This window comes from Alteromonas sp. KUL106 (assembly GCF_009811415.1).
In the GTDB taxonomy this organism is placed as follows: Bacteria; Pseudomonadota; Gammaproteobacteria; order Enterobacterales; family Alteromonadaceae; genus Alteromonas.
In genome coordinates this window covers 1-24,583 of sequence record NZ_BLIG01000034.1, presented here as the reverse complement: position 1 = coordinate 24,583, position 24,583 = coordinate 1, and the positions used below count along the sequence as shown (strand labels likewise).

Sequence of the window (24,583 nt, the reverse complement as noted above, 5' to 3'; positions counted from 1 at the left end):
GTGAATGATTTTTATATTTTATTTTCTTCTTTAAAGCGCCTGTCAGAAAGTTGTACAGCGAGATAACCCTTCATTTTCCCTCTTCACTGCCAAATTTTCACTAAATCGGGTAAAATAACGCCTGACTACAATTAAAACACGTCACTATTTCTGTATTAAGTGAGTGCCTTCCCAGCACTAACATTAATGTAGTAGACGTAAATAAACGACAGAGGGAAGATTTTGACAACGGAAAACACAAATTCAGCGTCTGCCGACAAAAACGGCGGACAAGGCGGGTTATTTTCTCGATTTCTCGCAACGGTAGAATGGTTAGGAAACCTTCTTCCGCATCCTGTTACATTATTCGCTTTACTTTCACTCTTTATTGTGGTGTTAAGCGGAATATTAGGTTTCTTCGATATTGCTGTTGCCGATCCGCGTCCTGTTGGCGCGAAAGGACGTGAAGAAGACGGCATGATTGAAGTGATATCGCTTATGAGTGCAGAAGGGCTTCAGCGCATCGTCACCGGCTTGGTCACAAACTTTACCGGTTTTGCGCCGCTCGGTACTGTACTCGTTGCGCTCTTGGGTGTTTCAGTGGCTGAACATTCTGGCCTCTTATCTGCGGCTATGCGTGCGTTAGTTATGAATGCATCTAAGCGTGCCGTCACTTTCGCAATTGTGTTTGCAGGGATTATTTCAAACACAGCATCCGAACTTGGCTATGTGGTGCTTATTCCTCTAGCCGCGATGATCTTTCATTCTCTAGGGCGCCATCCTTTAGCAGGCCTAGCGGCTGCCTTTGCGGGGGTGTCCGCCGGCTACAGCGCTAACTTATTGCTCGGTACTGTCGATCCGCTTCTTTCGGGGATTACTGAAGCGGCAGCGCATATGATTGACCCAGATTATATGGTGGGGCCAGAAGTAAATTGGTATTTCATGTTTATCAGTACCTTCGTGGTGGCAATCATGGGCGCGTTGGTGACGGAAAAGATTGTTGAGCCTCGATTAGGACACTACGATTCTAGCGAAGCATCAATAGACTTGGGTAAGCAAACGATGGATGCACCTACTGAGCTGGAAAAGAAAGGTTTGCGTTGGGCCGGTATTTCTTTTGTTGCGGTGTGTGCCATATTAGCGCTGACCGTTGTGCCAGAGAACGGCATTTTGCGTAATCCTGAAACCGGTGAAGTCGCCGGCTCTCCGTTCCTTAAAGGGATCGTTGCATTCATTTTTATCACCTTCGCTATTCCCGGTTTTGTGTACGGTAAAGTCACTCAATCAATGAAGAACGATAAAGACGTTATCGATGCCATGTCTAAAAGCATGGGAGCCATGGGTCTTTACATTACCCTTGTGTTTTTCGCGGCGCAGTTTGTGGCGTTTTTCAAATGGACTAACTTAGGCACAGTGTTAGCGGTCAAAGGGGCTGCATTGCTACAAGCTGCTGGGTTAGACGGACCAGCGGTATTTATCCTATTCATTTTGATGTGTGGCGTGGTGAATCTGTCACTGGGCAGTGCCTCTGCACAGTGGGCAGTAACTGCACCTATATTTGTACCTATGCTTATGCTTATTGGTTATGCGCCTGAAGTCATACAAGCGGCCTATCGCATTGGCGACTCAGTGACTAACGTTATTGCGCCAATGATGAGTTATTTCGGGCTGATTTTGGCGATGGCAGCAAGGTACAAAAAGGATTTAGGGATGGGTACGCTCATCGCGATGATGCTGCCTTACTCTATGGTGTTTATCGTCGGTTGGACCGTTTTATTCTACATTTGGGTGTTCCTACTTGGAATGCCGGTTGGTCCAGGCGCGGCGACGTATTATCAGCCCTAAATAGCTTGGCAAAAAACGCCCAGTTTAATCAGTGGCAAGCTTAAAAGCGGTGATGTTTTTGAAAAGTATTTTCGAACATTTACCGCTTTTTTAATGTCTAAAATCTATTATTGCAATCGCACTTTTTTGGTCTTATCAAAGATCATAATCGACGTTAATTCAGTATAATACGAATACAGCGCAGTACTTCTCGGACTAAGAATACATGAAATATAAATCGAATAACGGTTTCACCCACGGGCAAGCTGACAAGATAGGCGTGCTTGTAACAAATTTGGGAACACCGCAAGCACCAACCAAACAGGCATTGCGCCCCTATTTGAAAGAGTTTCTTTCCGACCCTCGAGTGGTTGAAGTACCAAAAGCGATTTGGTGGTTTATTCTTAACGGTATTATTTTAAATTTCCGCCCAAAGCGTTCAGCCGAAGCGTACTCAACGGTATGGACTGAAGAAGGCTCTCCGCTGATGTCAATTACAAAAGCCCAGGCGAGTGCCATAGCAGAACGCTGTAAAGCGCAGTATGGCGATGATGTGATTGTTGACTTTGCTATGCGCTACGGCAAGCCGGCCATAGGCGACACTATCGACGCAATGCTTGCTAAAGGCGTACGTAAACTTGTCGTCCTTCCGCTGTATCCTCAATATAGCGCATCAACAACGGGGTCTACTTTTGATGCTATAGCAAAAGATTTCTCCTCACGTCGCTGGTTACCTGAATTTCGCTTTGTTAATCACTATCACGACCGAGAAAACTTTATTACTGCGCTTGCCAATAAAGTTAAAGCGCACTGGGAAACCCATGGGAGAGCAGACAAACTTATATTGTCGTATCACGGTATACCCAAACGATATTTAATGAACGGCGATCCTTACCACTGTGAGTGTCACAAGACGTCGCGTTTACTCGCAGAGAAGTTAGGGCTATCTCATGATGAATACATGACAACTTTCCAGTCTCGGTTTGGTCGAGAAGAGTGGTTAAAACCGTATACAGATGAAACCTTAAAATCTCTGCCAGGGCAGGGTGTGAAATCAATTCAAGTGATGTGCCCTGGCTTTTCAGCAGACTGTCTTGAAACGATTGAAGAAATCGGTGAGGAGAACCGCGAGTACTTTATGGAAGCCGGTGGTGAGCGGTACGAATACATCGCTGCCCTTAACAGCGACAAAGAACACATTGATGTGCTTTTTGATATAGTGCAAGAAAACTTGCATGGATGGACCGTCGCCTCGGACAACGGCCTTCGTGCAGGGTTAGCAAGAGCGCTAGGGGCAGAAAAATAACAGCTTTCACAACATCTCACTGACAGCTAAAACTTTCTACATGCTGTGGGCTGCCCCTTTTTAGGCGCCCACAGATTAACCAATGCCTTCGGGTTTAGGCAACAACGTTAAAAGGAGATATTAACGTGGACGTTAAAGCACCAAATGCATTACTCAAAGCACAAAAGTTGGCGAACTTACTTGATACTGCGGTAAAGCTTCCCTTTATTCCTATTCGAATAGGTTTAGACTCCATTGTTGGTCTTATCCCAGGGGCAGGTGACGCGCTGATGCTCTTTGTTTCACTTCGTATCGTTTGGCTCGGCAAGTCTCTGGGTATGCCTAAAGCATTAGTTGCACAAATGGTGAAAAACTCAGCCATCGATTTTGGCTTGGGCTTTATTCCTTTCATCGGTGATATCGTGGATATATTTTACAAAGCGAATCAAAAAAACGTTCGCATTATGGAGCGCTGGTGGATAGGTGAAAACAAAGCAAATGTTGATGCCGCTACTCAAGCTAAACTTGCTCAATGGGAAAATGAAAACCCCTAAGCTCGGCAGGCAATGCAAATAATACTTTGGCCAAATCGTCAATCATAGCGTCGACCGCCCTCCTATAGGTCCAACATGTTGCCGTGTTTGTGTCTGTCATTTCGCTCACGCCCTAATACCGAGGCTGTCTTGTTTTACGAACATTTAATGAAGAAACCTCAGGTCGATTAACTGGCGAGTCACAAAAAATACCAATCGTTTTTGATGCGAGTGTCGTAGGAATAAACCAGAAACTATTCAAACAACTCCCCTCTACAAGGAGCGTGCCTTACATGAAAGCGTCAGACTTATTTGTAAAAGCATTAGAAGCGGAAGGCGTAGAATATGTTTTTGGTATTCCCGGGGAAGAAAACCTCGACTTACTAGAATCATTACGAAATTCGTCTATTAAGCTAGTACTCACTCGACATGAACAGGGTGCAGGTTTCATGGCCGCCACGTATGGCAGGCTTACTGGAAAGGTGGGAGTGTGTCTTTCAACACTTGGCCCAGGTGCAACTAACCTCGTTACCCCTGCGGCATACGCTCAATTAGGCGCCATGCCTATGTTAATGATAACGGGCCAAAAGCCGATTAAGACAAGTAAACAAGGGCGCTTTCAGGTAATTGATATTGTCGACATGATGCGCCCTATTACTAAGTTCACTAATCAAGTGGTCAGTGGAGACAGAATTCCTTCAACCGTGCGAGAGGCCTTTCGGTTAGCGTCAGAAGAGCGCCCTGGCGCGGTGCATATCGAACTTCCAGAAGACATTGCGGCAGAGCAAACCAGCGCGCCGCTATTAAAACCTAGCGTAACCCGTCGTCCCATTGCCGAATATAAAGCCATTGCTTCCGCTATCGATATGATACAAGGGGCGCAATCGCCTTTACTGCTTATTGGCGCAGGGGCAAACCGCAAACTCACGGCAAAAATGCTGAGAGAATTTGTAGATAAAACCTGTATTCCATTTGTCACTACACAAATGGGTAAAGGCGTGTTGAACGAGAGCGATTCACGTTTCGCTGGAAACACGGCGTTATCTGATGGTGACTTTGTTCACAGAGCGATTGAGCGTGCAGATCTCATTATCAACGTAGGTCACGATGTAGTTGAAAAGCCGCCGTTTTTCATGCATCACAACGATAAAAAAGTGATTCATGTGAATTTTGATTCCGCCGCTGTAGACCCTGTTTATTTCCCACAGCTTGAAGTGGTAGGGGATATCGCCAATAGCATCTGGCAAATAAAAGAAGGGGTTACGCCGCAAGAAAGTTGGAAACTTGATTTTTATAAAGACGTACACCAAGCGTATGTCGATCACCGCGCTGAAGCTGAGGATGATGACAGATTCCCTATTTTACCCGAGCGCCTGGTGCGCGATATACGTAAAGTGATGCCTGATAACGGCATTGTTACGTTAGACAACGGTATATATAAAATTTGGTTTGCTAGAAACTATCCCGCTTATCACCCAAATACGCTGCTCTTAGACAATGCGTTAGCGTCGATGGGCGCGGGTTTGCCCTCTGCGATTGCGGCAAAGTTAGTCAACCCCGACGCGCCTGTTTTAAGCGTATGTGGCGACGGTGGCTTTATGATGAATAGCCAAGAAATTGAGACGGCCGTTAGGCTTAAGCTCGACCTTGTTGTGGTCATTTTGCGCGACGATGCTTACGGTATGATCAAATGGAAACAAGCAAACATGAAGTTTGATGAATTTGGTTTAGATTACGGTAACCCTAATTTTGTGAAGTATGCGCAAAGTTATGGTGCTCAGGGCTGGCGAGTGGATGATACGAGTGTACTGATTCACATGGTTGATAAGTGTTTAAACACGAAAGGTGTGCATATTATCGATTGCCCAGTTGATTATAGTATGAATGACAAAACCCTAAACCATACTATTAAAGAATTGAGTGCAAAGCTCTAATTGAGCGCATGTAATTTGGTATAACCGAAAGGAGTGAAAAAATGTTGAAGGAAAGCTACCCCTATTATCTCGCCAGTGAGCCTGAATACGCTAATACTGATTTGGAGGTGACGAATAAGTACACCGGCGAGGTCGCAACAAAAGTCGCTATGGCTGATGTTGATACTATCGACAAAGCGATTGCGGCTGCTGAAAAAGCACAGCCCGCGATGGCCGCTATGGCACCCTATGAAAGACAAGCGGTATTAGAGCACTGTGTTAAACGCTTTACAGAACGGGCGGATGAATTAGCGCAAGCGCTATGTATTGAAGCTGGAAAGCCCATAAAAGATGCTAAAGGTGAAGTAAGTCGCCTTATTGATACCTTCAAAATAGCGGCCGAAGAGTCAGTTCGCATTAATGGCGAAACGGTGAATTTAGAAATCTCTGCCCGGGCCAAAGGGTATCAAGGAATGACCAAAAAAGTCCCTATAGGTCCATGTTCGTTTATATCGCCCTTTAACTTCCCGCTAAACTTAGCAGCGCACAAAGTAGCCCCGGCCATCGCAGCCGGCTGTACGTTTGTTCTTAAGCCGGCATCGCGCACGCCGATAGGTGCTTTAATTATCGGTGAGGTTTTAGCTGAAACTGATTTACCGAAAGGGGCATTTTCAATTTTGCCTTGCAGTCGAGATGGTGCAGATTTGTTTACTACCGACGATCGTTTGAAGTTGCTGAGTTTTACGGGTTCACCCGATGTAGGGTGGGCACTGAAAGCGAAAGCAGGCAAAAAACCTGTGGTATTGGAGCTTGGTGGTAACGCTGCCTGTGTCATTGATGAAGATGCAGATATCGAAGATGCAATCGAACGCGTCATTATTGGTGCTTATTATCAATCAGGGCAAAGCTGTATCAGCGTACAGCGTCTACTGGTGCACAGTAAGATATATGACGAGTTCAAGTCACGCTACGTAGAAAAAGTGAAGGCGCTAGTCTCTGGCGACCCATCTAAGGAAGATACGTTTATTGGCCCAATGATTTCAGAAGGCGAGGCTGAGCGCCTCCACGGCTGGATTGAAGAGGCAAAAGACAAAGGCGCAACCATTCTATGCGGTGGTACCAGAGAGGGGGCTATGCTCCAAGCCACGGTGATGGAAAACGTGCCAAAAGACTGCGATGCCAGCGCGGAAGAAGCGTTTGGCCCCTTGTCGATATTAGCGCCTTTTGACGACTATGATGAAGCGCTTAAAGAAGTAAACAACAGCCGATATGGACTGCAAGCTGGTGTATTTACCCGCGATATTTACAAAGCACACAAGGCATGGGACGTGCTGGAAGTAGGTGGCGTTGTTATTGGTGACGTACCTAGCTGGCGTGTTGATAACATGCCATATGGCGGCGTAAAAGATTCGGGGTTAGGGCGTGAAGGCATTCGCTACGCGATTGAAGATATGTCAGAAACCCGACTGATGGTAATTCGTACACCACAATAAATGCATTGGTATAAGACAGCCGGGTAGATAGACGCCTATAGCGACGAATTGTCAGCGCTCTTATGGATAGAGCATGTGGTTAATCGGCTAATCCGCCGCGTACTCTTCTAGCAATGATAGCGGGATAACATCAAGCGCCTTTTGGTGAGTCGCTTCAAGACGAACTTTAGGCGCTACTCCAGCTTCATAGGCTTGTAACCAACGTGCAGCGCATAAGCACCATCTGTCGCCAGAAAGCAAGCCGGGAAACGTCATACTTGGCCAAGGTGTGATTAAGTCATTGCCTTGTCGTAATGAAAATTGAAGAAACTCATCGGTGACGACGGCACAAACGCTGTGGTTGCCGACATCTGCATCGGGCACATAACAAAATCCTTCTCGCGTAAAACCCGTATTTCCACAGCACAGCTGGAGCGGACGGCCATAAACATTTTTTGCGTTCGCCAAAATCAGAACCCTCTCTTACTACGTATCACTACAATAATGTCGCTTTGTCGAAATATAAGAATGCATATCTCACAAAACTCATAGCTCTTACTGCATTCACCTTATGACCCCAAGCGCTACGGGTCAACTACAAAGCTGTAATGTAATTACGTTGAAAGGTAAAAAGTCGTGCTCGATAAAAGTAAAAAAACAGGCGGAAATAATTTCTCTGAGGATGAAATAGCGCGTTTTGATGCGCTTGCTGAATCTTGGTGGGATCCCAAAGGAAAATATAAAACCGCTTTAGCATTTAATCGAGCGAGATTGGAAGTCATAAAAGCGCAGATAGAAAATCATTTCAGAACGGGGAGCTCGCCCTTGGATTATTCGACACTGTCAATGATTGACATTGGCAGTGGCGGTGGGCTTATTAGTGAACCATTGGCAGAATTAGGCGCACACGTTACTGGTATAGATGCCAGTGCGGTGAGTGTGGAAGTTGCTAAGCGACATGCGGAAAAAAATGGTGTGAATGTCAATTACAGACACATGCTTTCTAGCGAAGTGGTTCAAGAGGGTCGCCAGTATGACGTTGTTATCAATGCTGAAGTGGTAGAGCACGTGCCAAATCAACAGCAACTCATCGAGGAATGTGCGAGCTTGGTCAAACCCGGTGGGCTTCTAATATTGGCCACGTTAAACAGAACGTTAAAAAGCTTTGTCATCGCCATTGTAGGCGCCGAATATGTGATGCGGTATTTACCCATAGGTACTCACGATTGGAGAAAGTTTGTAAAGCCAAGCGAGCTTACACAGTGGGTTGGCGAAGCATTCTCTTTAAAACATCAAGTGGGAATGAAATTAAAACCATTGAGAGGTGAATGGTTAACGACATCGAGTCTCGCCGTAAACTTCATACAAGCGTATTCCAAAGCAAAATAGCAAGCTATAAGTAATGCTTATGTTTTGTATGAAAACAGTGAATGGTATATAGCTGCATACCCTTTTTTCACTGCTAGCGTACTGAATTTAATGACTATTATATACCTATACACCCTAATGATGACGCTGATTCATGGAGGCGATGCATTAAAACTTAGAATGAATACTTGATCTTCACATTGTGTTTACATAATTATAACAAAGGTCTGACCACAGACCAGATTTTTACCATAATTATGGGGCACACTCGATGACACCAAGTAATAACACACTGTTAATGCAAATAAGAAAGCGCACGCTCGTGGCTATACTTACCTTGTTCTGCTTAGCCTTTGGCTTTTCAGGACATGCACATGCAAGCACCTACGCGAAAACTAAGCACCCGATTGTACTTGTTCATGGCCTATTTGGTTTTGAGGACATTCTGTTTGTGGATTACTTTTATAAAGTGCCGCATAAACTCAGTAGAAATGGTGCTGTCGTGTATATCGCAGAAGTTTCACCTGCTAACTCCACGGAAGTGCGCGGCGAACAGCTTCTTGCTTACATCGATGAAGTTTTGGCATTGTCGGGAGCTGAAAAAGTAAACTTAATCGGTCATAGTCACGGTGGACCAACTGCCCGATATGCTGCCAGTGTTGCGCCAGAAAAAGTTGCGTCGGTAAGCTCAGTGGCAGGGGTAAATTGGGGAAGCAAGGTAGCGGACCAACTACGGGACGCTTTTTCAGAAGGCTCTGTCGGTGAAGGTGCGACGGGCCTGGTTGTTGATGCATTTGCCAACATTATCGAAATTGCTTCAGGTTCAGATCCAAGAGATAAGCCTACCGACTCGATCGCTGCCTTGAACTCGCTTTCAACGGCGGGTTCAGTGGCCTTTAATAAAAAATATCCAGAGGGAATGCCCACAGCATACTGTCGTAACGACGGAAAGATGCTCGCTGAAAATGGCGTTTACTATTTTTCATGGAGTGGAGGACAAACTTTTACCAATGCGCTTGATGTTGTCGATCCCTTTTTAGCCATCACTGGCACTGCGTTTAAAGAGCCAAACGACGGGCTGGTATCAACGTGTAGCTCACATTTAGGTAAGGTGCTTAAAGACAACTATAAAATGAACCATCTCGATGAAGTTAATCAGAGCTTTGGCATAACTCATTGGTTTGAAACCAACCCTGTAGACGTGTTTGTTCGCCAGGCGAACAGGCTCAAAGGCCTCGGCCTTTAGAGGGGGTTAGTTACATTGCACTGGCGCGTTAAACTGCTAGGAGGGCTTTTCGTCCTCCTTGTTTTAAGTATTTCTTTTAAGTTGCATGTGAACGACGACACAAGGGTGCTTGAAGCCGACGTGCCTGTCCAGAACGTGAACAATAACCTTCAGGAAAAAAGCAAATTCGACGGTCAGCGGGCGTACACAAAACGTAATGAAAGCCCGAATAGCGCTCAAAGCATCGCCGACCTAGCCGGCACCGGTTTAGACGTTTTTATATTGAACTACTCCACTAAAGACATCTTCGACCGCTTTATATTTGAACGTACTTCTGAACAACCTGAGGTCGTTAAGCTTGCCTATGCAACGCATGCAAAAACCATATATGCTGGCGATTCTCACGTTATGGCAGCAGACTTATTTTCTCGATACGTTGATTATAAAGTGGCGTTATCAACTGGCGAGTTAGAGGTCGAACTGTCCACGCACAGTTTACGAGATATCACTTACAAGCTAGATGAGCGAGAGCAAATAAGGCGTAAATATTTCACCGACAACGAATATCACTACTTATTCAGTCGAGAGGCACAAGTCGACGAGGCTGCGCTGGAACGATTAAACATTGCTCAGGAAAGCGCACTCTCTAGAGAAGAGAGAAAAAGCCTGATCATGGAATCGATTAAGGCTGCAGGGCGGACTGAACGCGAAGCGTTTCAACCAACGTTAAATATGCAACGCATCAATGAAATCAAGCAGACGCATAATAATATCAATGACCGCTTCAATGCTGTAGCCGCGGAATTTGGCCCAGAAGTGGCAGAGCGCTTTTCCAAAACGTGGGAGCAACAAGCTCAGTGGCAGGAAAACGTAGAAAAATACAAGCGCTTCAGAGACGAGCTAATCCAACAAGGGCTGTCACACGCTGCAATTGAACAGGCGCTGTTAGCGTATCAAGAGCAGCATTTCACCGCCAACGAAGTTAAACGTCTTCACGTTCTCACCGGCCGTTGACAACGTGAGTATGTTTAATACGTCGTATTAAACGGACAACCATATGGTAGGACCATAAAAGCGCTGAATAGTACCACCGCTATACGAAGTGATTTGAAAGCGTGTGGGACTATTATTAATCTAGCTTTTGTTCCTGACTTTACACTGTTGTTTCTACGTTTATTTCCATCGAAATTTCCACCGTTTTTTCGCGAGGCTGATTATATCACTATGAAAATCTACGAAACGAAGACCGCGCCTAACCCACGCCGAGTACGCATGTTTTTAGCCGAGAAGGGCATTGATGTTGACTATATTCAAGTCGACATTCAAAAAGGGGAGAACTTAAGTGCAGAAATGCGTGCTAAAAACCCGTTAGGAAAAATTCCTATCTTAGAACTTGATGACGGCACGTGTATTGCCGAAACCGATGCTATTTGCACTTACTTTGAAGCGTTGCAACCAGAGCCGCCACTAATGGGCACTACCCCTATTGAAAAAGCGACGATATCGATGTGGCAGCGACAAGTAGAGCTTGCGTTCATGATGCAAGTTGGCATGTGCTTTCAACATACGACAGGGTACTTTAAAGATCGTATGACGCCCGTTCCTGAATATGGCAAAGAAGCCGGCATTAATGCGTCTAAGTATCTCAACATACTTGAGCGCCGACTTGGTGTGAAAGAATACATAGCCGGAGATGCTTTTTCTATTGCAGACATAACTGCGTTATGCGCTATGGATTTTGCGCGTGTTGTTAACATTCGCATGTCCGAAGAGCATGTTAACTTAGCACGCTGGTATGAGGCAGTCAGTAACAGAGCGAGTGCAAAAGCCTGATGATAGATTTATATACAGCGGCAACACCCAATGGCTGGAAGGCGTCGGTAGCGTTGGAAGAAATGGGCTTAGAATATACAGCCCATGCAGTCAACTTAATGAAGGGCGAGCAGAAGACCCCTGAATTTTTGGCAATGAACCCGAACGGCCGTATCCCTGTTATTGTTGATAGAGAAGCCGACGGTCACGTTGTTTTTGAGTCTGGCGCTATCATGATTTATCTCGCTGAGAAGAGCGGTATGTTTCTGCCTAGCGATGCTAAACGAAAAAGCCAGGTCATTCAGTGGCTAATGTTTCAGATGGGTGGTATAGGCCCCATGATGGGCCAAGCCAACGTGTTTCATCGGTACCTAGAGGAAAAGATCCCAGTAGCGATAGCTCGCTACCAAAACGAAGTGCGGCGCCTGTTCACCGTGCTGGATGGGAGGTTAGAAAATCACGAATATTTGGTCGATGACTACAGTATTGCAGATATGGCTAACTGGTGTTGGGTGCGCACTTACGAATGGTCTGGCGTTAGCATTGAAGGCTTGGACAATCTCATTCGTTGGAAGAACAATATTGAAGCGAGGCCCGCAGCACGACGTGGTGTGGAAGTCCCGAATAAAATTGATAAAGAGGCGCTACTTAAGGGCGCCAAGAACGTGGTCACGAAATAGCACTTGAAATAATGCTTACGAATTTGTTTAAGTCATTATTATGCCGACGTAAGTAACTTGTTTGGCGGTTAATTCAAAGGCGTGGGACATTGCCCAATAATACCAACGCTCTTCGCGGGCGTTACTCTTGTTCCTCGTTAACGGCATCATTAATGGCTTTAATATGTTCAGGGCCTATGCCGCAACAGCCTCCAACAATACTGGCTCCTGCCGCCATCTAAAATGAGAATGTCGCGTCGATGTTGTTTCATACTGCTTGCCACCAAAGTTTTTACGATATTAGGCGGTTAGAAATAATTAGCTTGTAGCGCTAAATGTGCACTTCCTATAGATTGCGCTTTTCTGCCGACAACACCTGCGCTTAGCCCTATCTCTGTAAGGCCTCGCATATCCAAACCCTGCATTGCCTTTTGAGTTCGCTCAACAAGTGAATGTTTGACGTCGTCAGGCATCGCACCATCAATAATTACGCCGTCTAAATCCAATAAACTCATTGCGCATTGTGTCGCAAATGCTAAACCTTTGGCAGTGTCATTTACCCAGTTATCTATCACCTGCTTGTCGCAAGACCAGTGCGATGGCGATTCATAAATATGTTTGCCGTTTTGTCCTGCGTCAGTGAGTGCCCGCTCTAGTAAATAGAGCGAAGATTGGGTAATTAGCTGGCGCTGATCGCTGCCAAATGGCAAAGAGCCTATGGCGCCAGCATTGCCGGTTTTTCCATTTACCAGTTGGTTATCTAATACCAGCCCACCACCTAAAAAAGTACCTACGAAAATATATAAAAAACTCTCGTAGCGTTGCGGGTTGCCGAAAGACATTTCCGCGCTGCATGCCGCGCCCGCGTCATTTTTTATGAATACCGGTAAGTTTAAGCGCTGTTCAAGAGCGTTTTGAGGATCAAACTCTTTCCACTCTTCTAATACTTCTTTCGGAGCACCCGCTTCTTCAGCCCAGCTCCAAATCTCAAATGGCATAGCCACGCCTAACCCTCTCACTAGGCTTTGTTGAGAGGTATTAAGATTTTTCATGAGAACATTGAAAGCTCGCTTTGCAAAATTCAATAAATTGCTCACAGTAGGGTAGTCAGACTTTTCGTGGAGTGTCGCTTTGACATTGCCCTTTAAGTCAATAAGCGTCATATCGAAGCTGCGGCGTCCCACTTTCAATCCGATGCCAAATGCACCATTTGCATTGAGCCCGAATGGAACTTTTGGCTGTCCTACACCGCCTTTAATCGGCTCTAAGCGTTTGACCAAACCATCGGCCTCTAGCTTTTTTATGATGACAGTAGCGGACTGTGCCGACAAACCCGTCAGTTGAGCGATTTCAGCCTTGGGTAAGGCGATACGCCGGCGAATGAGTGTGAGGATATCTCGTTCGTTCGTTGACCGATCATCAAGGAGTAAAGGCGTTTTTTGGGATGGCAGGTGTAAAGCCGGTTCAATATTCAATGTACTTACAATCTATCCATTAAAAGAAACTAGAGTTTAATGACAAGCCAGCCGTGTATCAAATTTAAGAATCAATGTAGCTTGTTGTTCAGAAATAGATTTTTTTCTAAATCTAAAACGATGTAGACATATCCTACAATTCTTTTGAAAAATGTTAAATCAATTAGGTTGATTTAAATGCATCTTTCGACAATACTATGCCCCAATTATTTAACGATTCGTTAACCTTGTGTTATTTGCACAAGCAATAACATCTCTTTTGAACTTTGTTAAGCGAGGCTGGTATGAAAATTTTATGTTTAGGTGAAGTGCTTATCGATATGCTAAGCCAAGGCGCAGCGCCCAGAGATGGCAACATACCAGCAATGAAACCATTTCAGCCCTACGCGGGTGGGGCGCCTGCAAATGTTGCTGTTGCCGTAGCTCAATTAGGTGGCGAGAGTGCGATGGTGTCAAAGGTAGGCGATGACACTTTTGGTGCATTTCTAAAAGAAATGTTGGAGCACTATAAAGTAAACACCGACTTTGTGTGGACAACACAAGAAGGCAATACTGCTTTAGCTTTTGTAAATTTAGATGAAGATGGCGAGCGCTCTTTTGACTTTTATGTCGATAATGCCGCACATAAGCACATTTCAGAGCAAGATTTGTCTACCATCGATTGTGACAAAAATACGGTTCTTCATTTCTGCTCTGGCTCTATTTCTGGCCCTGAACTTATTCCTGGCACCGAGTTTATTCTAAATAAGGCGAAGGCAAACGGTATGATGGTGTGCTTAGACATCAACTATCGCCCGGCGTTTTGGGACGATACTGCCAACGCACCAGCACGCATTGACGAAGCGGCGAAGAAAGTCTCTATTTTAAAAGCGAGCCGTGAAGAACTTGCTGAGCTTTATGGCGAAGAAAACGCTGATACAAAAGTACAGCAGTGGTTAGACAGCGGTGTGAAAGTCGTACTGGTTACCGATGGCGGCGAGCCAATTCACTACATCACTCAGTCGTTTAGCGGCACATTAGCATCACCCAAAATGGATGTGAAAGACACCACAGCAGCGGGCGATTCTTTCATTGGCGGCTTCCTTTATTTCCTTTCAACCAAGGTGAAAAATGCCGATGAGTTCGATGCGTGGGCAGAAAACTTTGAGAATGTAAGTGAAGCCACTGAGTTTGCTATTCGTTGTGGTGCGTACACAGTCACGCAATACGGTGCATTCAGTGCGCTACCTACTCAGGAACATATCGCTAAATAAGCGAGCTGCTTGGCTTTAGCAAAATTAAGAAAGGGTTCAAAGCGAACCCTTTTTTATTCTTAGTAATACCAGTCCGCATAGATAATTACCCATTCAGCGACAGGCTAGCGAACTAATCTGTTTCAATAAGCTTAGTGCTTATCGGCTCTGCTTTGGAATTTGCGTTCTTCGGTGTTGACCTTGATCCATTCACCCGTGCTGATGTACTCAGGTACTTGTACGACTAATCCCGTTGAAAGTGTGGCCGGTTTTGTACGTGATGTTGCAGACGCGCCTTTAATTGAAGGGTCGGTTTCAACCACTTCAAGCTCAACACTCATAGGCAGGTCAAGCGCTACAGGTACTTCGCTTACAATAACAACCTGAATTCCGTCGGTTTCTTCATTAATAAATAAGGCCTCGTTTTCTATGCTGCCTTTATTGAGGTGATAGGGCGTGTAGTCTTCCTTATCCATAAATACGTACTCATCGCCGTCAATGTAAGAAAACATTGCTGGACGACGGGTAAGGTCTGCCATATCCAATGTATCTGAGTCTTTGAATGTCTCGTCGTATTTTGCACCTGTTACCACGTCGTACATACGCATGCGATAAATACTGCCACCTGCACGTCCTTGCGGAACAGAGCGTTCAATATCGCGAACAATGCAGGTTTTTCCGTCAAATACCACGGTGTTATTCTTTTTAATTTCACTAGCCTTGGGCATGGCGACTTCCTATTGTTTTGTATTATTCAGACTACAAGCCTGACGTTATAACTCACTTTATTCTCTGCCATTTTGGATTGGTTAGGAAGCTTTTTGATGGCTTATACCATTAATCCGCATAAATCATTGCCTTCCCGTAGGCCGGGTTTAAAATGTCCGTACTCTTTGTTGTGTCACCTTGATGTAGAACCACTGTACCCGCGGTAACACGCCGCGATTATGAGCATTTTAAGTCTCACTGAGTGGGTAATGATTTATGCGAACTGGTATTAGCTTTCTATTAATGCTTTTACGTTAGCTAACGTGTCCGCCTCGTCAGCAGGCTTGTCCCAACGAATTCGGTGAATTCGAGGGAAGCGCAGTGCCACACCTGATTTGTGCCTTGATGAAGGGTGCACAGCGTCAAAAGCCACCTCCAAAACGAGTTCTTTTTTTACTTCTCGTACTGGTCCGAAACGCCCCACAGCATTGCGTCTTACCCAGTTATCCAGCTTCTTGAGCTCTTCGTCAGTGAAGCCGGAATACGCTTTTCCAATGGGCAGTAGTTGGTTGTCTTCCCAAGCGCCAAAGGTGTAATCGGAATAAAAGCTAGAGCGCTTACCATGCCCACGCTGCGCGTACATCATCACAGCATCGACAACGAGCGGATCGCGTTTCCACTTAAACCATTGGCCTTTGGGGCGACCGGGAATGTATTTACTCTCCAAGCGTTTTAACATCAACCCTTCAACCGCGCGATTCTGGCAAACGTGAGCGTGAAGTTCTCGGAGGCTTTCAGGGGAGGTTGCCGATAGGGTTTCCGATAAAAATAAGCGTTCGCTTTTATTGTGTTGAAACCACTTATTTAGCGCGTGGCGACGTTCCTTCAACGTTTTTTCAGTTAAATCTTTGCCATCTAGCACTAAGGCGTCGTAAACGATAAGCCCAACAGGTAAAGACGCCTGCAGCGCTTTGCTCGGCTTTTTTTTGTTGAGGCGTTGCTGCAGTGCATTAAAGGTGTCGACATCCGGCTGTGAGGAAGTGGCGTTATTAGCGCCACCTTCAAGGTTATGAATTACCAGTAACTCACCGTCTAGCACCATATTCCCGTCAACCGTATCAAGTAAGTCGGGAAAAGAATGGCTAATGTCATCTCCTGTGCGCGAGAAGAGCGCTCTATCTGGCGTATCCTCATCCGAAGACTGACTGGCATTTTTATTAGCGGTTTTTTTAGTCGCAGACCGCTCCGATTTAACAGCAAGCTGCACACGAATGCCGTCGTACTTATTTTCAATTTGCCATGTGTTGTCCTCGAAAGCATCAATATCGCTGTCCTCAATAGGATGCGAAAGCATCACGGGGTGAAAGGTCACCGCATTTTCAATGTCAGGTTTGTCGGCATCGCCTTCTAGCCAAGCAAGCATCTCGGTATAAGGTGGCGTCACCGCATGCCACAGCGTCTCAATTTCTTTGACATCTTTATTGCCATAATCGGCCAGTATCTGCTTAATAGAACGAGCGGACACTCCTATGCGCAACCCCCGCGTGCCAAGCTTTAATAGCGCCCAGCGCTGGGCAGGTGTCATTATCGTTAAGTAGTTTGCTAGTGTTTCGGATACCTTGTTTTTACTCACCGAACTAAAGGTTTCAACCACCTCCGTAAGGCTTGGCAGTGAGTCTGTGGGTTCGCTGTATGGCCATAAATGCGCTACGGTTTCGCTAACCTCACCCACATAGTCGTAGCTCATCGCGAAAAGTTCAGGGTCGGTGTGTTCAGTAATCAGATTTTTTACCGTGTTGCGCTTAAAAAAGTCGAAGCGAAGGGTGCCAGCCATAGCGGCAATGGCCCAGCCACGGTCTGGGTCTGGTGTGTTAGCGATGTAATTAGCAATGAGTTGAGCCTTAGCCTTTGTTCCAGACGTGTAATAAAGTTGTTCAAGCAAGCTACTGAATGCCTCCATTAGTTGCCTCCTTGATCTTCTTCGTCGTAACCCACAAGAGACAATGCTCTTGCTTTAAACCCCATTTTTTCTGCCTGATACATCAAGGCGTCTTCTCGGCCATGGGTTACCCATACTTCTTTCGGGTTTACTTCTTCAATGGTTTGAATTAGCTCTGGCCAGTCGCAATGGTCCGAAATAATGAGGGGTAATTCAGCGTTTTTCTGCTTGGCTCGGGCGCGAATTTGCATCCATCCAGACGCCATCACAGGGCGCACATTAGGCAAGCTTCTTGACCACCTATCGGCCAATGCCGAAGGGGGCGCAATGACTATTTCACCGGCTAGCGTTTTTTTATCCGCAACATCCGACACGGGAATTAACTCACCTAAGTCTATGCCTAACTGCTCATATAAATGACAAAGCTTTAGCTGCGCCCCGTGTAAATAAATTGGCTTGGTGTAACCGGCTTCACGCAGCGCCAGAATAACCCGCTGGCACTTGCCCAGTGCGTAGGCACCTACCAAATGACACCGCTGTGGAAAGACCCGTAATGAGTGAAGCAGCTTTTCTATTTCGTGCTCTATTGGAGGGTGTCTAAATACAGGAAGCCCAAAGGTGGCTTCGGTAATCAACACATCGCAAGGAACAACTTCAAATGGTGGGCAGGTGGGGTCGTGACGGCGTTTATAGTCGCCAGAAACCACAACGCGGTAGCCAGCATATTCAATGAGAATTTGTGTAGATCCGAGAATATGGCCTGCAGGATAAAACGTCGCTTTTACCTCATTAAAAGCGACGGTTTTACCAAGCGTTACAGCGTACTGGTGAGTAGCCATATTTTCGCCATATCGGGTTTGCATAATTGCTAATGTCTCTTTGCTGGCATACACATTGTGATGGCCTGCGCGGGCATGGTCTGCATGTCCATGGGTAACAAGCGCGGTTGCTACCTCATGCATGGGGTCAATGTAAAACTCACCGGGCTCGCAATAAAGGCCGGTATCGTCAGCTTTTAACCACGTCGATGGGTGCACTACTCATATTTCCTGCCAAACTCATGAATGCTTGTTACTACGTAATCAATCCCCAAAAACGACCACTTGACGTTCGAAAGTCAATTTTTCCCTAGTTCGTTTTTACACCATATATGGTATTAGGTTAGCGTCTGAAATTGTCACAAAATATGTCGTCGCCGCTTCACATATTGCAATGAATGATTTTCTCATTTACCGTTAGGCCTACTAAAAAACGTGAGCTTTTTTGGATGCTCGCCACGAATAAGGATATTGCTCTATGTTGCGTTTAAGCGCGTGTTTGCTCGCTATTTCTACCTTTCCTGCTATCGCCCAGTCCACTGATATTCAACATGAAATTGCGTTAGGTTTTTCTGATGTCCGCGATGCAGATGACAACTTTATCGGTGCGAGTTATCGCTACTATTTCGAGTCAGTAAATATTAACCAGCAACCATGGTCCATCAGCCCTTATCTCCAGCGAACTAACAATGTTTCTGTAGATTATTTCGGTATTGACAATATCGACAGCGTAAATGTGCGAGGCGAGTGGTTTTACTCAGATGCGCTGGTAGTACGAGGGCGTTATGGGCGTGTAACTAACGACAATAGATATTTTGAAGAAACGTTAAATCGCTACGCCGTAGAGGTGTCTACCTTCGCCAACCCGCATTGGGAATACGGCCTTGGTATAGAGTATTTTCACTTGAATGAAGCGTATTTTAGTTCTATTGACGCTGGCATCAGGGAAGAACGTTCTGACTCAGAATTTAGCTACAGTGTGTTTGCACGATACACGAGCTTTGGGCAGCGTTCTGGTCAGTTTTCTCCAGGTTGGGACACCAAATTAAAAGCGACACAGTTTGATGGCGAATTTTCAGTTGAGCTTGATGCAGATTATTATTTTCGCCCCGATTGGAGCGTAGGTGTGACATACCTGCATGAAAGCAATGAAGTAATCGGCTCGGATAACGTGATTGAACTGGGTACCCAATATTGGTTTAACCCGCATTCATCTATCGAATTTGGGTTAGGCTATGATACGGATGAAAGCCAGTTGGGTTCGGCTACCCTGTTAGGGACGTTCAGATTCTAATACGCTATTTAGCTGAATGTACTCCGTTTAGTATAGGCGCAGTTTTCAAAATGTAGGCGGCATCGTGTTAGGTGTACTTCTCGACCTCATCATGTGTCAATTTTTGCTTTTTATGAAAACTGCGCAAATACATTTTTCGCCACAGGGCTTCAAAGGGACCTTGGTTGAAGTGCTTAGTAATGACGTTCGCTAAAATAACTTGTACTGCGGTGAACGCAATGGTGATGAGAAGCAAATCAAGCAACGTCACGTTATAGATAAAACCTGGAAAATAAGCCGGCATGAGGATGCGGAAGAGCACTGCTAGTACTATCGATTGGGTCAGATAGAGCGTGAACGCAACTTTGCCGCAGTTTACAAGCGACTGATACCACCACGCCCCAGTTCGTTTTATGTTTATCAATATGTGGGCATATACCAAAGCGCAGAAAATCGCTGGAACACTCGTGAAAATGGGAACCACATCTAATGTCACCTGTTCGAATAAGATTTGCACAAGTGCAGTGATGATGGAAGTGACGATAGCCACCAATACTAACTTCTTAAATGCCAGTGACGAGAAGCCGTGATCGAAAAAGCCTGCTCTATACAAGTATGCTCCAAACATCATAAGCCCCATGGACTGCCATAGCATAGTAAAAGGCGCGACAATAACGGTAGAAAGCATAAACGATGCTTGAATACCAAGCTGCGTTATATAGCCACTTTGCCACACGGCCGCTTCTCCGTTGAATGTTTCACTGGGTCGTGTTGGTAATTCAGCCCCCATGTTGTAAATAAACGCCATGACGAGCCCACCTACGACCATGATTGCACTTCCCACAATAAGGTAATTAATACTCTTTTTTTTGAGTTCATCCTGAGAAAGCGTGAAATGTTTTAGAATAAAAAAAGCGCAAAGGCTGTAATACAGCAAGATGTCGCCGCTAAAAATAAATACGCCATGCAGTAGCCCAAATACAAGCAGCCATTTAAGTCTGGCTTTTGAGAAATCTAGAAAGTTGCGTCCGCGCTTTTCACAGGCATCAAATTGAATTGCCAGACCTGCACCAAACAGCAGGCAGAAAAGAGAACGAAATCGCCCATCTAAGAACAGCGTGTTAAAAAGTGAAATAACGGTGTCTGATAACAGCGGTTCTTCAAAAAACGCATAGTTTGCGTAGCCGTTTTGGTGGAACGTAATGTTCATGAACAGGATGCCAAGAATGGCTAAGCCTCTAACGGCGTCTATTGAATGAATTCGCATTTACGGTCCTTGTAAGAAAAACTGCTAAGTTCGTACAGCATAAGAAGGTCGACAACTCTGCGCTGAAGTTTACGCTAAAGAAATGCATAAGGTCGAAGTGAAAAATGTATCTAAACATTAAACGCGCGGAGGCTGATTGCATTGTGCATCTATCGTAAGGCGTAATGAGTAAACCTAACCCCGGTTTTGCCGTATAAGTGCTTAAAGTAATTACAAGAACCGTCAATGACTTCACTTCCCTCAGTCTTTGCCCGTTGGTTTGAACAAAAAGGCTGGCAGTTACGCGATTACCAACACACCATGCTGGTGGAGAAAGATCAGCATGACTGCACATTATTAATTGCGCCAACCGGCGCGGGCAAAACCTTGTCTGGTTTTTTGCCTAGCTTAGTCGAGCTTGCCGAGACATTCGAAAACAGAGAGCTTGCCGAGACATTTGGAAACAGAGAGCTTGCCGAGACATTTGGAAACAGGGAGCTTGCCGAAACGACTGAAGTTCGTGAGCAACCTAAAAAAAAGGCTGGCAGCGACAGAAGTACGAGCGAGAAAAAAAAGGGCGGATTTAACGGCCTGCACACCCTTTACATATCGCCATTGAAAGCACTGACGCAAGATATACATCGTAATTTGTTACAGCCCATTGAAGAGATGGGGTTGCCTATTACGGCAGAAACACGCACTGGCGATACGCCCTCGCATAAGCGTCAGCGTCAACGAAAGAAGCCGCCTAATATCCTGCTTACCACCCCTGAATCGCTTATGCTGATGTTAAGCTACGCCGATGCCGATAAGCTGTTTGGCAAGCTCAAACGTGTGATCATCGATGAAACCCACAGCTTAACGGCAAATAAACGCGGCGACTTTCTTTCGCTAGCCCTTGCACGGTTAAGCGTTTTATCACCACATTGTAAGCGTATTGGCTTATCAGCCACCGTGGCATTTCCCGAAACACTAGGCGCGTGGCTGGCTGGCAGTGACGGTGTCGCCAATATTATAAAAGTGAAAGCCGGTGAAAAGCCTAAAGTTGAAATGCTGCATTCTAAAGCGCGCATGCCCTTTGGCGGTTTTATGGCTCGCTACGCTATTGATGATATCTACCAGGCTATTGAAAATGCCAAAACCACGTTGGTTTTTGTGAATACGCGGGCTCAGTCCGAACTGTTGTTTCAAATGCTATGGGAGGCAAATAAAGCAGCCCTTCCTATTGCCCTTTATCACGGTAGTTTAAGCAAAGAGCAGCGTCGCAAAACCGAAGCCATGATGGCAAGCGGCATGTTGCGGGCCATTGTATGTACGTCGGCCTTGGAGTTAGGTATTGACTGGGGGGACGTGGATAAGGTTATTCAAGTAGGCGCCCCAAAAGGTGTGAGTCGATTGTTGCAGCGTATAGGGCGTGCGAACCACAGACTTGACGAGCCGAGTGAAGCGTTATTAGTACCAGCAAACCGTTTTGAAGCGCTTGAGTGTCAAGCGGCAATCACTTCGATTGAAAAAGGTGAGTTAGATGGAGAAAGCCCACAGCCAGGTGCCTTAGACATCATTCCCCAATTTATATTGAATTGCTTATGCAGTAAGGCTGATAGCCCCGATAGCTTGTACCAAGAGATACTGACTGCCACGCCTTATCAAGGTTTGGACAGAGATGATTTCGATAAGCTGTGGCAGTTTACACAAGACGGCGGCACTGCACTTAATGCGTATGAACGATACCAGCGTCTGACAAGAAATGATGATGGTACGTTCTCCCCAGCTAACCGCCGAGTTATTCAAAGACACAGACAAAACATCGGCACAATCGTTGAAGCTGGTCGTCTTAAAGTGAAACGTATTCGAAGAGGAAACCAAGGCACGATCATTGGCGAGGTTGAAGAGTATTTTGCCCAGCAATTAACTCCTGGAGATACCTTTTATTTTGCAGGAGAAGTGTTGCGATTTGAGGCTATTCGAGACATGCAGCTTCACGCAAAGCCGGCCAAAGCCAAAGAGCCAAAAATACCAAGCTATGCTGGTGGACAAATGCCGTTGTCTACTTATTTGGCTGACGGTGTGCGCGAAATTCTGGCAACACAAAAGTCATGGAAAGCCTTACCCGCACAGGTGCAAGAGTGGCTTAAGCTTCAGCAAGCTTTCTCTCAATTGCCTCGCCCAGATAATGTGCTGGTGGAGCAATTTCCGTTTAGACAAGCCTACTATACCTTGTATTACACGTTCGACGGTCGCAAAGCAAATCAGACGTTGGGTATGCTGTTAACCCGACGAATGGAAAAAATGGGTGTTAAGCCTTTAAGCTTCAGTGTGACGGATTATGGTTTGTCGGTGGCATCAGTTAATGTCATTACTCAAAAGCAGTTGCAGCAGTTATTTCAGCCGGACATTTTAGGGGACGAGTTGGAAGATTGGATGTTGCAGGCGCCTATGCTCAAGCGCTCGTTCAGGCAGGTTGCGGTGGTGAGTGGACTCACTGAACAACGTTACCACGCCAGTCAAAAAACCATGAAGCAGGTCACGTTCTCTACTGATCTTATCTACGATACGTTGCGCGAACATGACCGCGACCATATTTTACTTAAAGTAGCGCGGGCTGACGCAGAGCGAGAACTGCTTGACCTGCGCCGCCTTGCCAATTTACTTATTCGCTATGTAGACTCAACCACGTTGGTTAATCTTGAAAAACCGTCGCCCATGGCCATACCTATTGTACTTGATGTACGCAGTGAACAAGTGAAAGGGGCAGGTGCACAGGCTATCATTGAGCAAGCCAATTTATACGCTGAAGCTGAAACCATGCTAGACGAAGTGCGTGCATTGCTGTCAGGGGCTAGCGTTGAATAATTTGGGGATCGCACAATCTGTAAACTGCGCTTTCATATTTTAGCGATGTACTTTACGCCTGACACTTTACTCAACTAACAAGAGTGGTCAGCACGAACTGCAATAGAGCAAAGTATCCCGCTAATAGACACTCACAAACGAAAATAAAAGAGGAAAATTTGGCACTAAGCGATGTTTGGCTGACCGAAAAAGTAAGCCGGCGCCAAATCACTATTACAAAGTATGCAGACTATTTGTGGCTATTAGACGCCCGTGGCGTGGCCTACTTACCCGCATGCGATTGGCTTATCGTTTCTGATCTTCATTTAGAGAAAGGTAGCTATCTACGCAGCTATGCGAACCCGTTGCCGAGTTTAGATTCCACTGCTACGTTAACGCGCCTAGAAAGCATTATTGATGATTATCGGCCTAAACGAGTAATAAGCTTAGGTGACAGTTTTCATGACAAACACAGTATGTCGCGTATGACTATCCATGACCGTCAGCATCTATGTAGCCTCGTAAATAAAGTGGACGAATGGATGTGGGTAGAAGGTAATCATGATCCTGACTTACCCGACGGTATTCCCGGCACGCCCTGCTATGAAATAACGTTAGATAACATGGTGTTCAGGCACGAAGCTGAAGCGGACGAAACTCGTGCCCAGGTTATTGGCCATTATCACCCCAAAAAGCGCACAACCATCACCCGCCGCCGATATTCAGGCAAATGCTTTACCAATAACGAAAACGTTTTTGTGATGCCTGCCTTTGGTCAGTTCACTGGCGGTCTGGATATAGATGAAGAGGTGATGCTAACGCTTCTGCCTAAACGCTCAAGACAGGTATTCATGCTCTACGACAACATTATATTTAAAGTATGAATTACCAAAATGGGGTCAGAGTACATTTCCACTGCGGTAGAATCAAAAAAGGGGGTCAGAGTACATTCTGTGACATAGATTTGTCTCGGAAAATGTACACTGACCC

21 protein-coding genes are annotated in these 24,583 nt (G+C 45.7%); 14 read left to right on the top strand and 7 right to left on the bottom strand.

Annotated features, from left to right (window positions below):
* Positions 1 to 222 precede the first annotated feature (222 nt).
* From GVO63_RS12630 to GVO63_RS12610, 5 genes are all read left to right on the top strand, one after another.
* Complete coding sequence (locus GVO63_RS12630) at positions 223 to 1,824, top strand: AbgT family transporter (RefSeq protein ID WP_159580315.1); 1,602 nt, start codon at positions 223 to 225, stop codon at positions 1,822 to 1,824.
* 205 nt (positions 1,825 to 2,029) lie between these two features.
* Positions 2,030 to 3,109 (top strand): ferrochelatase, encoded by a 1,080-nt coding sequence (gene hemH, locus GVO63_RS12625; protein WP_159580313.1) that lies wholly within the window; start codon positions 2,030 to 2,032, stop codon positions 3,107 to 3,109.
* 125 nt (positions 3,110 to 3,234) lie between these two features.
* A complete protein-coding gene (locus GVO63_RS12620; protein ID WP_159580311.1) occupies positions 3,235 to 3,642 on the top strand; it encodes a DUF4112 domain-containing protein in 408 nt (135 codons plus the stop codon).
* Positions 3,643 to 3,914: 272 nt separating this feature from the next.
* The gene (locus GVO63_RS12615; protein ID WP_159580309.1) at positions 3,915 to 5,555 is read left to right on the top strand and encodes an acetolactate synthase large subunit; all 1,641 of its coding nucleotides are present in this window, start codon (positions 3,915 to 3,917) and stop codon (positions 5,553 to 5,555) included.
* A gap of 41 nt (positions 5,556 to 5,596) precedes the next feature.
* Positions 5,597 to 7,027: an aldehyde dehydrogenase family protein gene (locus tag GVO63_RS12610; protein ID WP_159494050.1), complete on the top strand. Its 1,431-nt coding sequence runs from the start codon at positions 5,597 to 5,599 to the stop codon at positions 7,025 to 7,027.
* Between the two features lie 87 nt (positions 7,028 to 7,114).
* On the opposite strand, the gene GVO63_RS12605 is transcribed toward GVO63_RS12610, so the two are convergent.
* Complete coding sequence (locus GVO63_RS12605) at positions 7,115 to 7,474, bottom strand: DUF2237 family protein (RefSeq protein WP_159580307.1); 360 nt, start codon at positions 7,472 to 7,474, stop codon at positions 7,115 to 7,117.
* A 168-nt stretch (positions 7,475 to 7,642) separates the two neighbouring features.
* Between GVO63_RS12605 and ubiG the strand changes: the two genes are divergently transcribed.
* From ubiG to GVO63_RS12580, 5 genes are all read left to right on the top strand, one after another.
* Entirely contained in the window at positions 7,643 to 8,395 is a 753-nt protein-coding gene (ubiG, locus tag GVO63_RS12600; RefSeq protein ID WP_159580305.1) for a bifunctional 2-polyprenyl-6-hydroxyphenol methylase/3-demethylubiquinol 3-O-methyltransferase UbiG, read from the top strand.
* A gap of 250 nt (positions 8,396 to 8,645) precedes the next feature.
* Positions 8,646 to 9,620 (top strand): triacylglycerol lipase, encoded by a 975-nt coding sequence (locus tag GVO63_RS12595; RefSeq protein ID WP_159494053.1) that lies wholly within the window; start codon positions 8,646 to 8,648, stop codon positions 9,618 to 9,620.
* A gap of 87 nt (positions 9,621 to 9,707) precedes the next feature.
* A complete protein-coding gene (locus tag GVO63_RS12590) occupies positions 9,708 to 10,613 on the top strand; it encodes a lipase secretion chaperone (RefSeq protein ID WP_236552136.1) in 906 nt (301 codons plus the stop codon).
* A 210-nt stretch (positions 10,614 to 10,823) separates the two neighbouring features.
* Positions 10,824 to 11,432: a glutathione S-transferase family protein gene (locus GVO63_RS12585; RefSeq protein WP_159580301.1), complete on the top strand. Its 609-nt coding sequence runs from the start codon at positions 10,824 to 10,826 to the stop codon at positions 11,430 to 11,432.
* Positions 11,432 to 12,091, top strand: coding sequence for a glutathione S-transferase family protein (locus GVO63_RS12580; protein WP_159494056.1), 660 nt, complete (start codon positions 11,432 to 11,434; stop codon positions 12,089 to 12,091). Before GVO63_RS12585 ends, GVO63_RS12580 begins: the two co-directional genes overlap by 1 nt.
* A gap of 121 nt (positions 12,092 to 12,212) precedes the next feature.
* On the opposite strand, the gene GVO63_RS12575 is transcribed toward GVO63_RS12580, so the two are convergent.
* Together GVO63_RS12575 and GVO63_RS12570 are read right to left on the bottom strand one after the other, a co-directional pair.
* On the bottom strand, positions 12,213 to 12,308 hold the full coding sequence (locus GVO63_RS12575) for a homocysteine S-methyltransferase family protein (protein WP_236552135.1): 96 nt from the start codon (positions 12,306 to 12,308) through the stop codon (positions 12,213 to 12,215).
* A gap of 70 nt (positions 12,309 to 12,378) precedes the next feature.
* Positions 12,379 to 13,545 carry an ROK family transcriptional regulator gene (locus GVO63_RS12570; protein WP_159580299.1) on the bottom strand — a complete coding sequence of 389 codons (1,167 nt, stop codon included), beginning with the start codon at positions 13,543 to 13,545 and terminating at the stop codon, positions 12,379 to 12,381.
* Between the two features lie 284 nt (positions 13,546 to 13,829).
* On the opposite strand from GVO63_RS12570, the gene GVO63_RS12565 reads away from it, so the two are divergent.
* Positions 13,830 to 14,798: a carbohydrate kinase gene (locus GVO63_RS12565; RefSeq protein WP_159494058.1), complete on the top strand. Its 969-nt coding sequence runs from the start codon at positions 13,830 to 13,832 to the stop codon at positions 14,796 to 14,798.
* Between the two features lie 131 nt (positions 14,799 to 14,929).
* Here the strand turns inward: GVO63_RS12565 and yeiP are convergent, their stop codons facing one another.
* The 3 genes from yeiP to GVO63_RS12550 all read right to left on the bottom strand — a co-directional run bounded on the left by yeiP (position 14,930) and on the right by GVO63_RS12550 (position 18,461).
* Positions 14,930 to 15,505, bottom strand: coding sequence for an elongation factor P-like protein YeiP (gene yeiP / locus GVO63_RS12560; RefSeq protein WP_159494984.1), 576 nt, complete (start codon positions 15,503 to 15,505; stop codon positions 14,930 to 14,932).
* Positions 15,506 to 15,774: 269 nt separating this feature from the next.
* Positions 15,775 to 17,445 (bottom strand): cisplatin damage response ATP-dependent DNA ligase, encoded by a 1,671-nt coding sequence (locus GVO63_RS12555; protein WP_159580297.1) that lies wholly within the window; start codon positions 17,443 to 17,445, stop codon positions 15,775 to 15,777.
* Complete coding sequence (locus tag GVO63_RS12550) at positions 17,445 to 18,461, bottom strand: ligase-associated DNA damage response exonuclease (RefSeq protein ID WP_159494986.1); 1,017 nt, start codon at positions 18,459 to 18,461, stop codon at positions 17,445 to 17,447. The genes GVO63_RS12555 and GVO63_RS12550 overlap by 1 nt, the downstream gene beginning before the upstream one ends.
* A gap of 259 nt (positions 18,462 to 18,720) precedes the next feature.
* On the opposite strand from GVO63_RS12550, the gene GVO63_RS12545 reads away from it, so the two are divergent.
* Complete coding sequence (locus tag GVO63_RS12545; protein ID WP_159580295.1) at positions 18,721 to 19,536, top strand: putative porin; 816 nt, start codon at positions 18,721 to 18,723, stop codon at positions 19,534 to 19,536.
* A 67-nt stretch (positions 19,537 to 19,603) separates the two neighbouring features.
* Here the strand turns inward: GVO63_RS12545 and GVO63_RS12540 are convergent, their stop codons facing one another.
* A complete protein-coding gene (locus GVO63_RS12540) occupies positions 19,604 to 20,782 on the bottom strand; it encodes a DUF418 domain-containing protein (RefSeq protein WP_159580293.1) in 1,179 nt (392 codons plus the stop codon).
* Positions 20,783 to 21,007: 225 nt separating this feature from the next.
* On the opposite strand from GVO63_RS12540, the gene GVO63_RS12535 reads away from it, so the two are divergent.
* Both GVO63_RS12535 and pdeM read left to right on the top strand, forming a co-directional pair.
* Complete coding sequence (locus GVO63_RS12535; protein ID WP_159580291.1) at positions 21,008 to 23,614, top strand: ligase-associated DNA damage response DEXH box helicase; 2,607 nt, start codon at positions 21,008 to 21,010, stop codon at positions 23,612 to 23,614.
* Positions 23,615 to 23,772: 158 nt separating this feature from the next.
* Positions 23,773 to 24,477, top strand: a complete 705-nt coding sequence (pdeM, locus tag GVO63_RS12530) for a ligase-associated DNA damage response endonuclease PdeM (protein WP_159580289.1) — start codon at positions 23,773 to 23,775, stop codon at positions 24,475 to 24,477.
* Positions 24,478 to 24,583 lie beyond the last annotated feature (106 nt).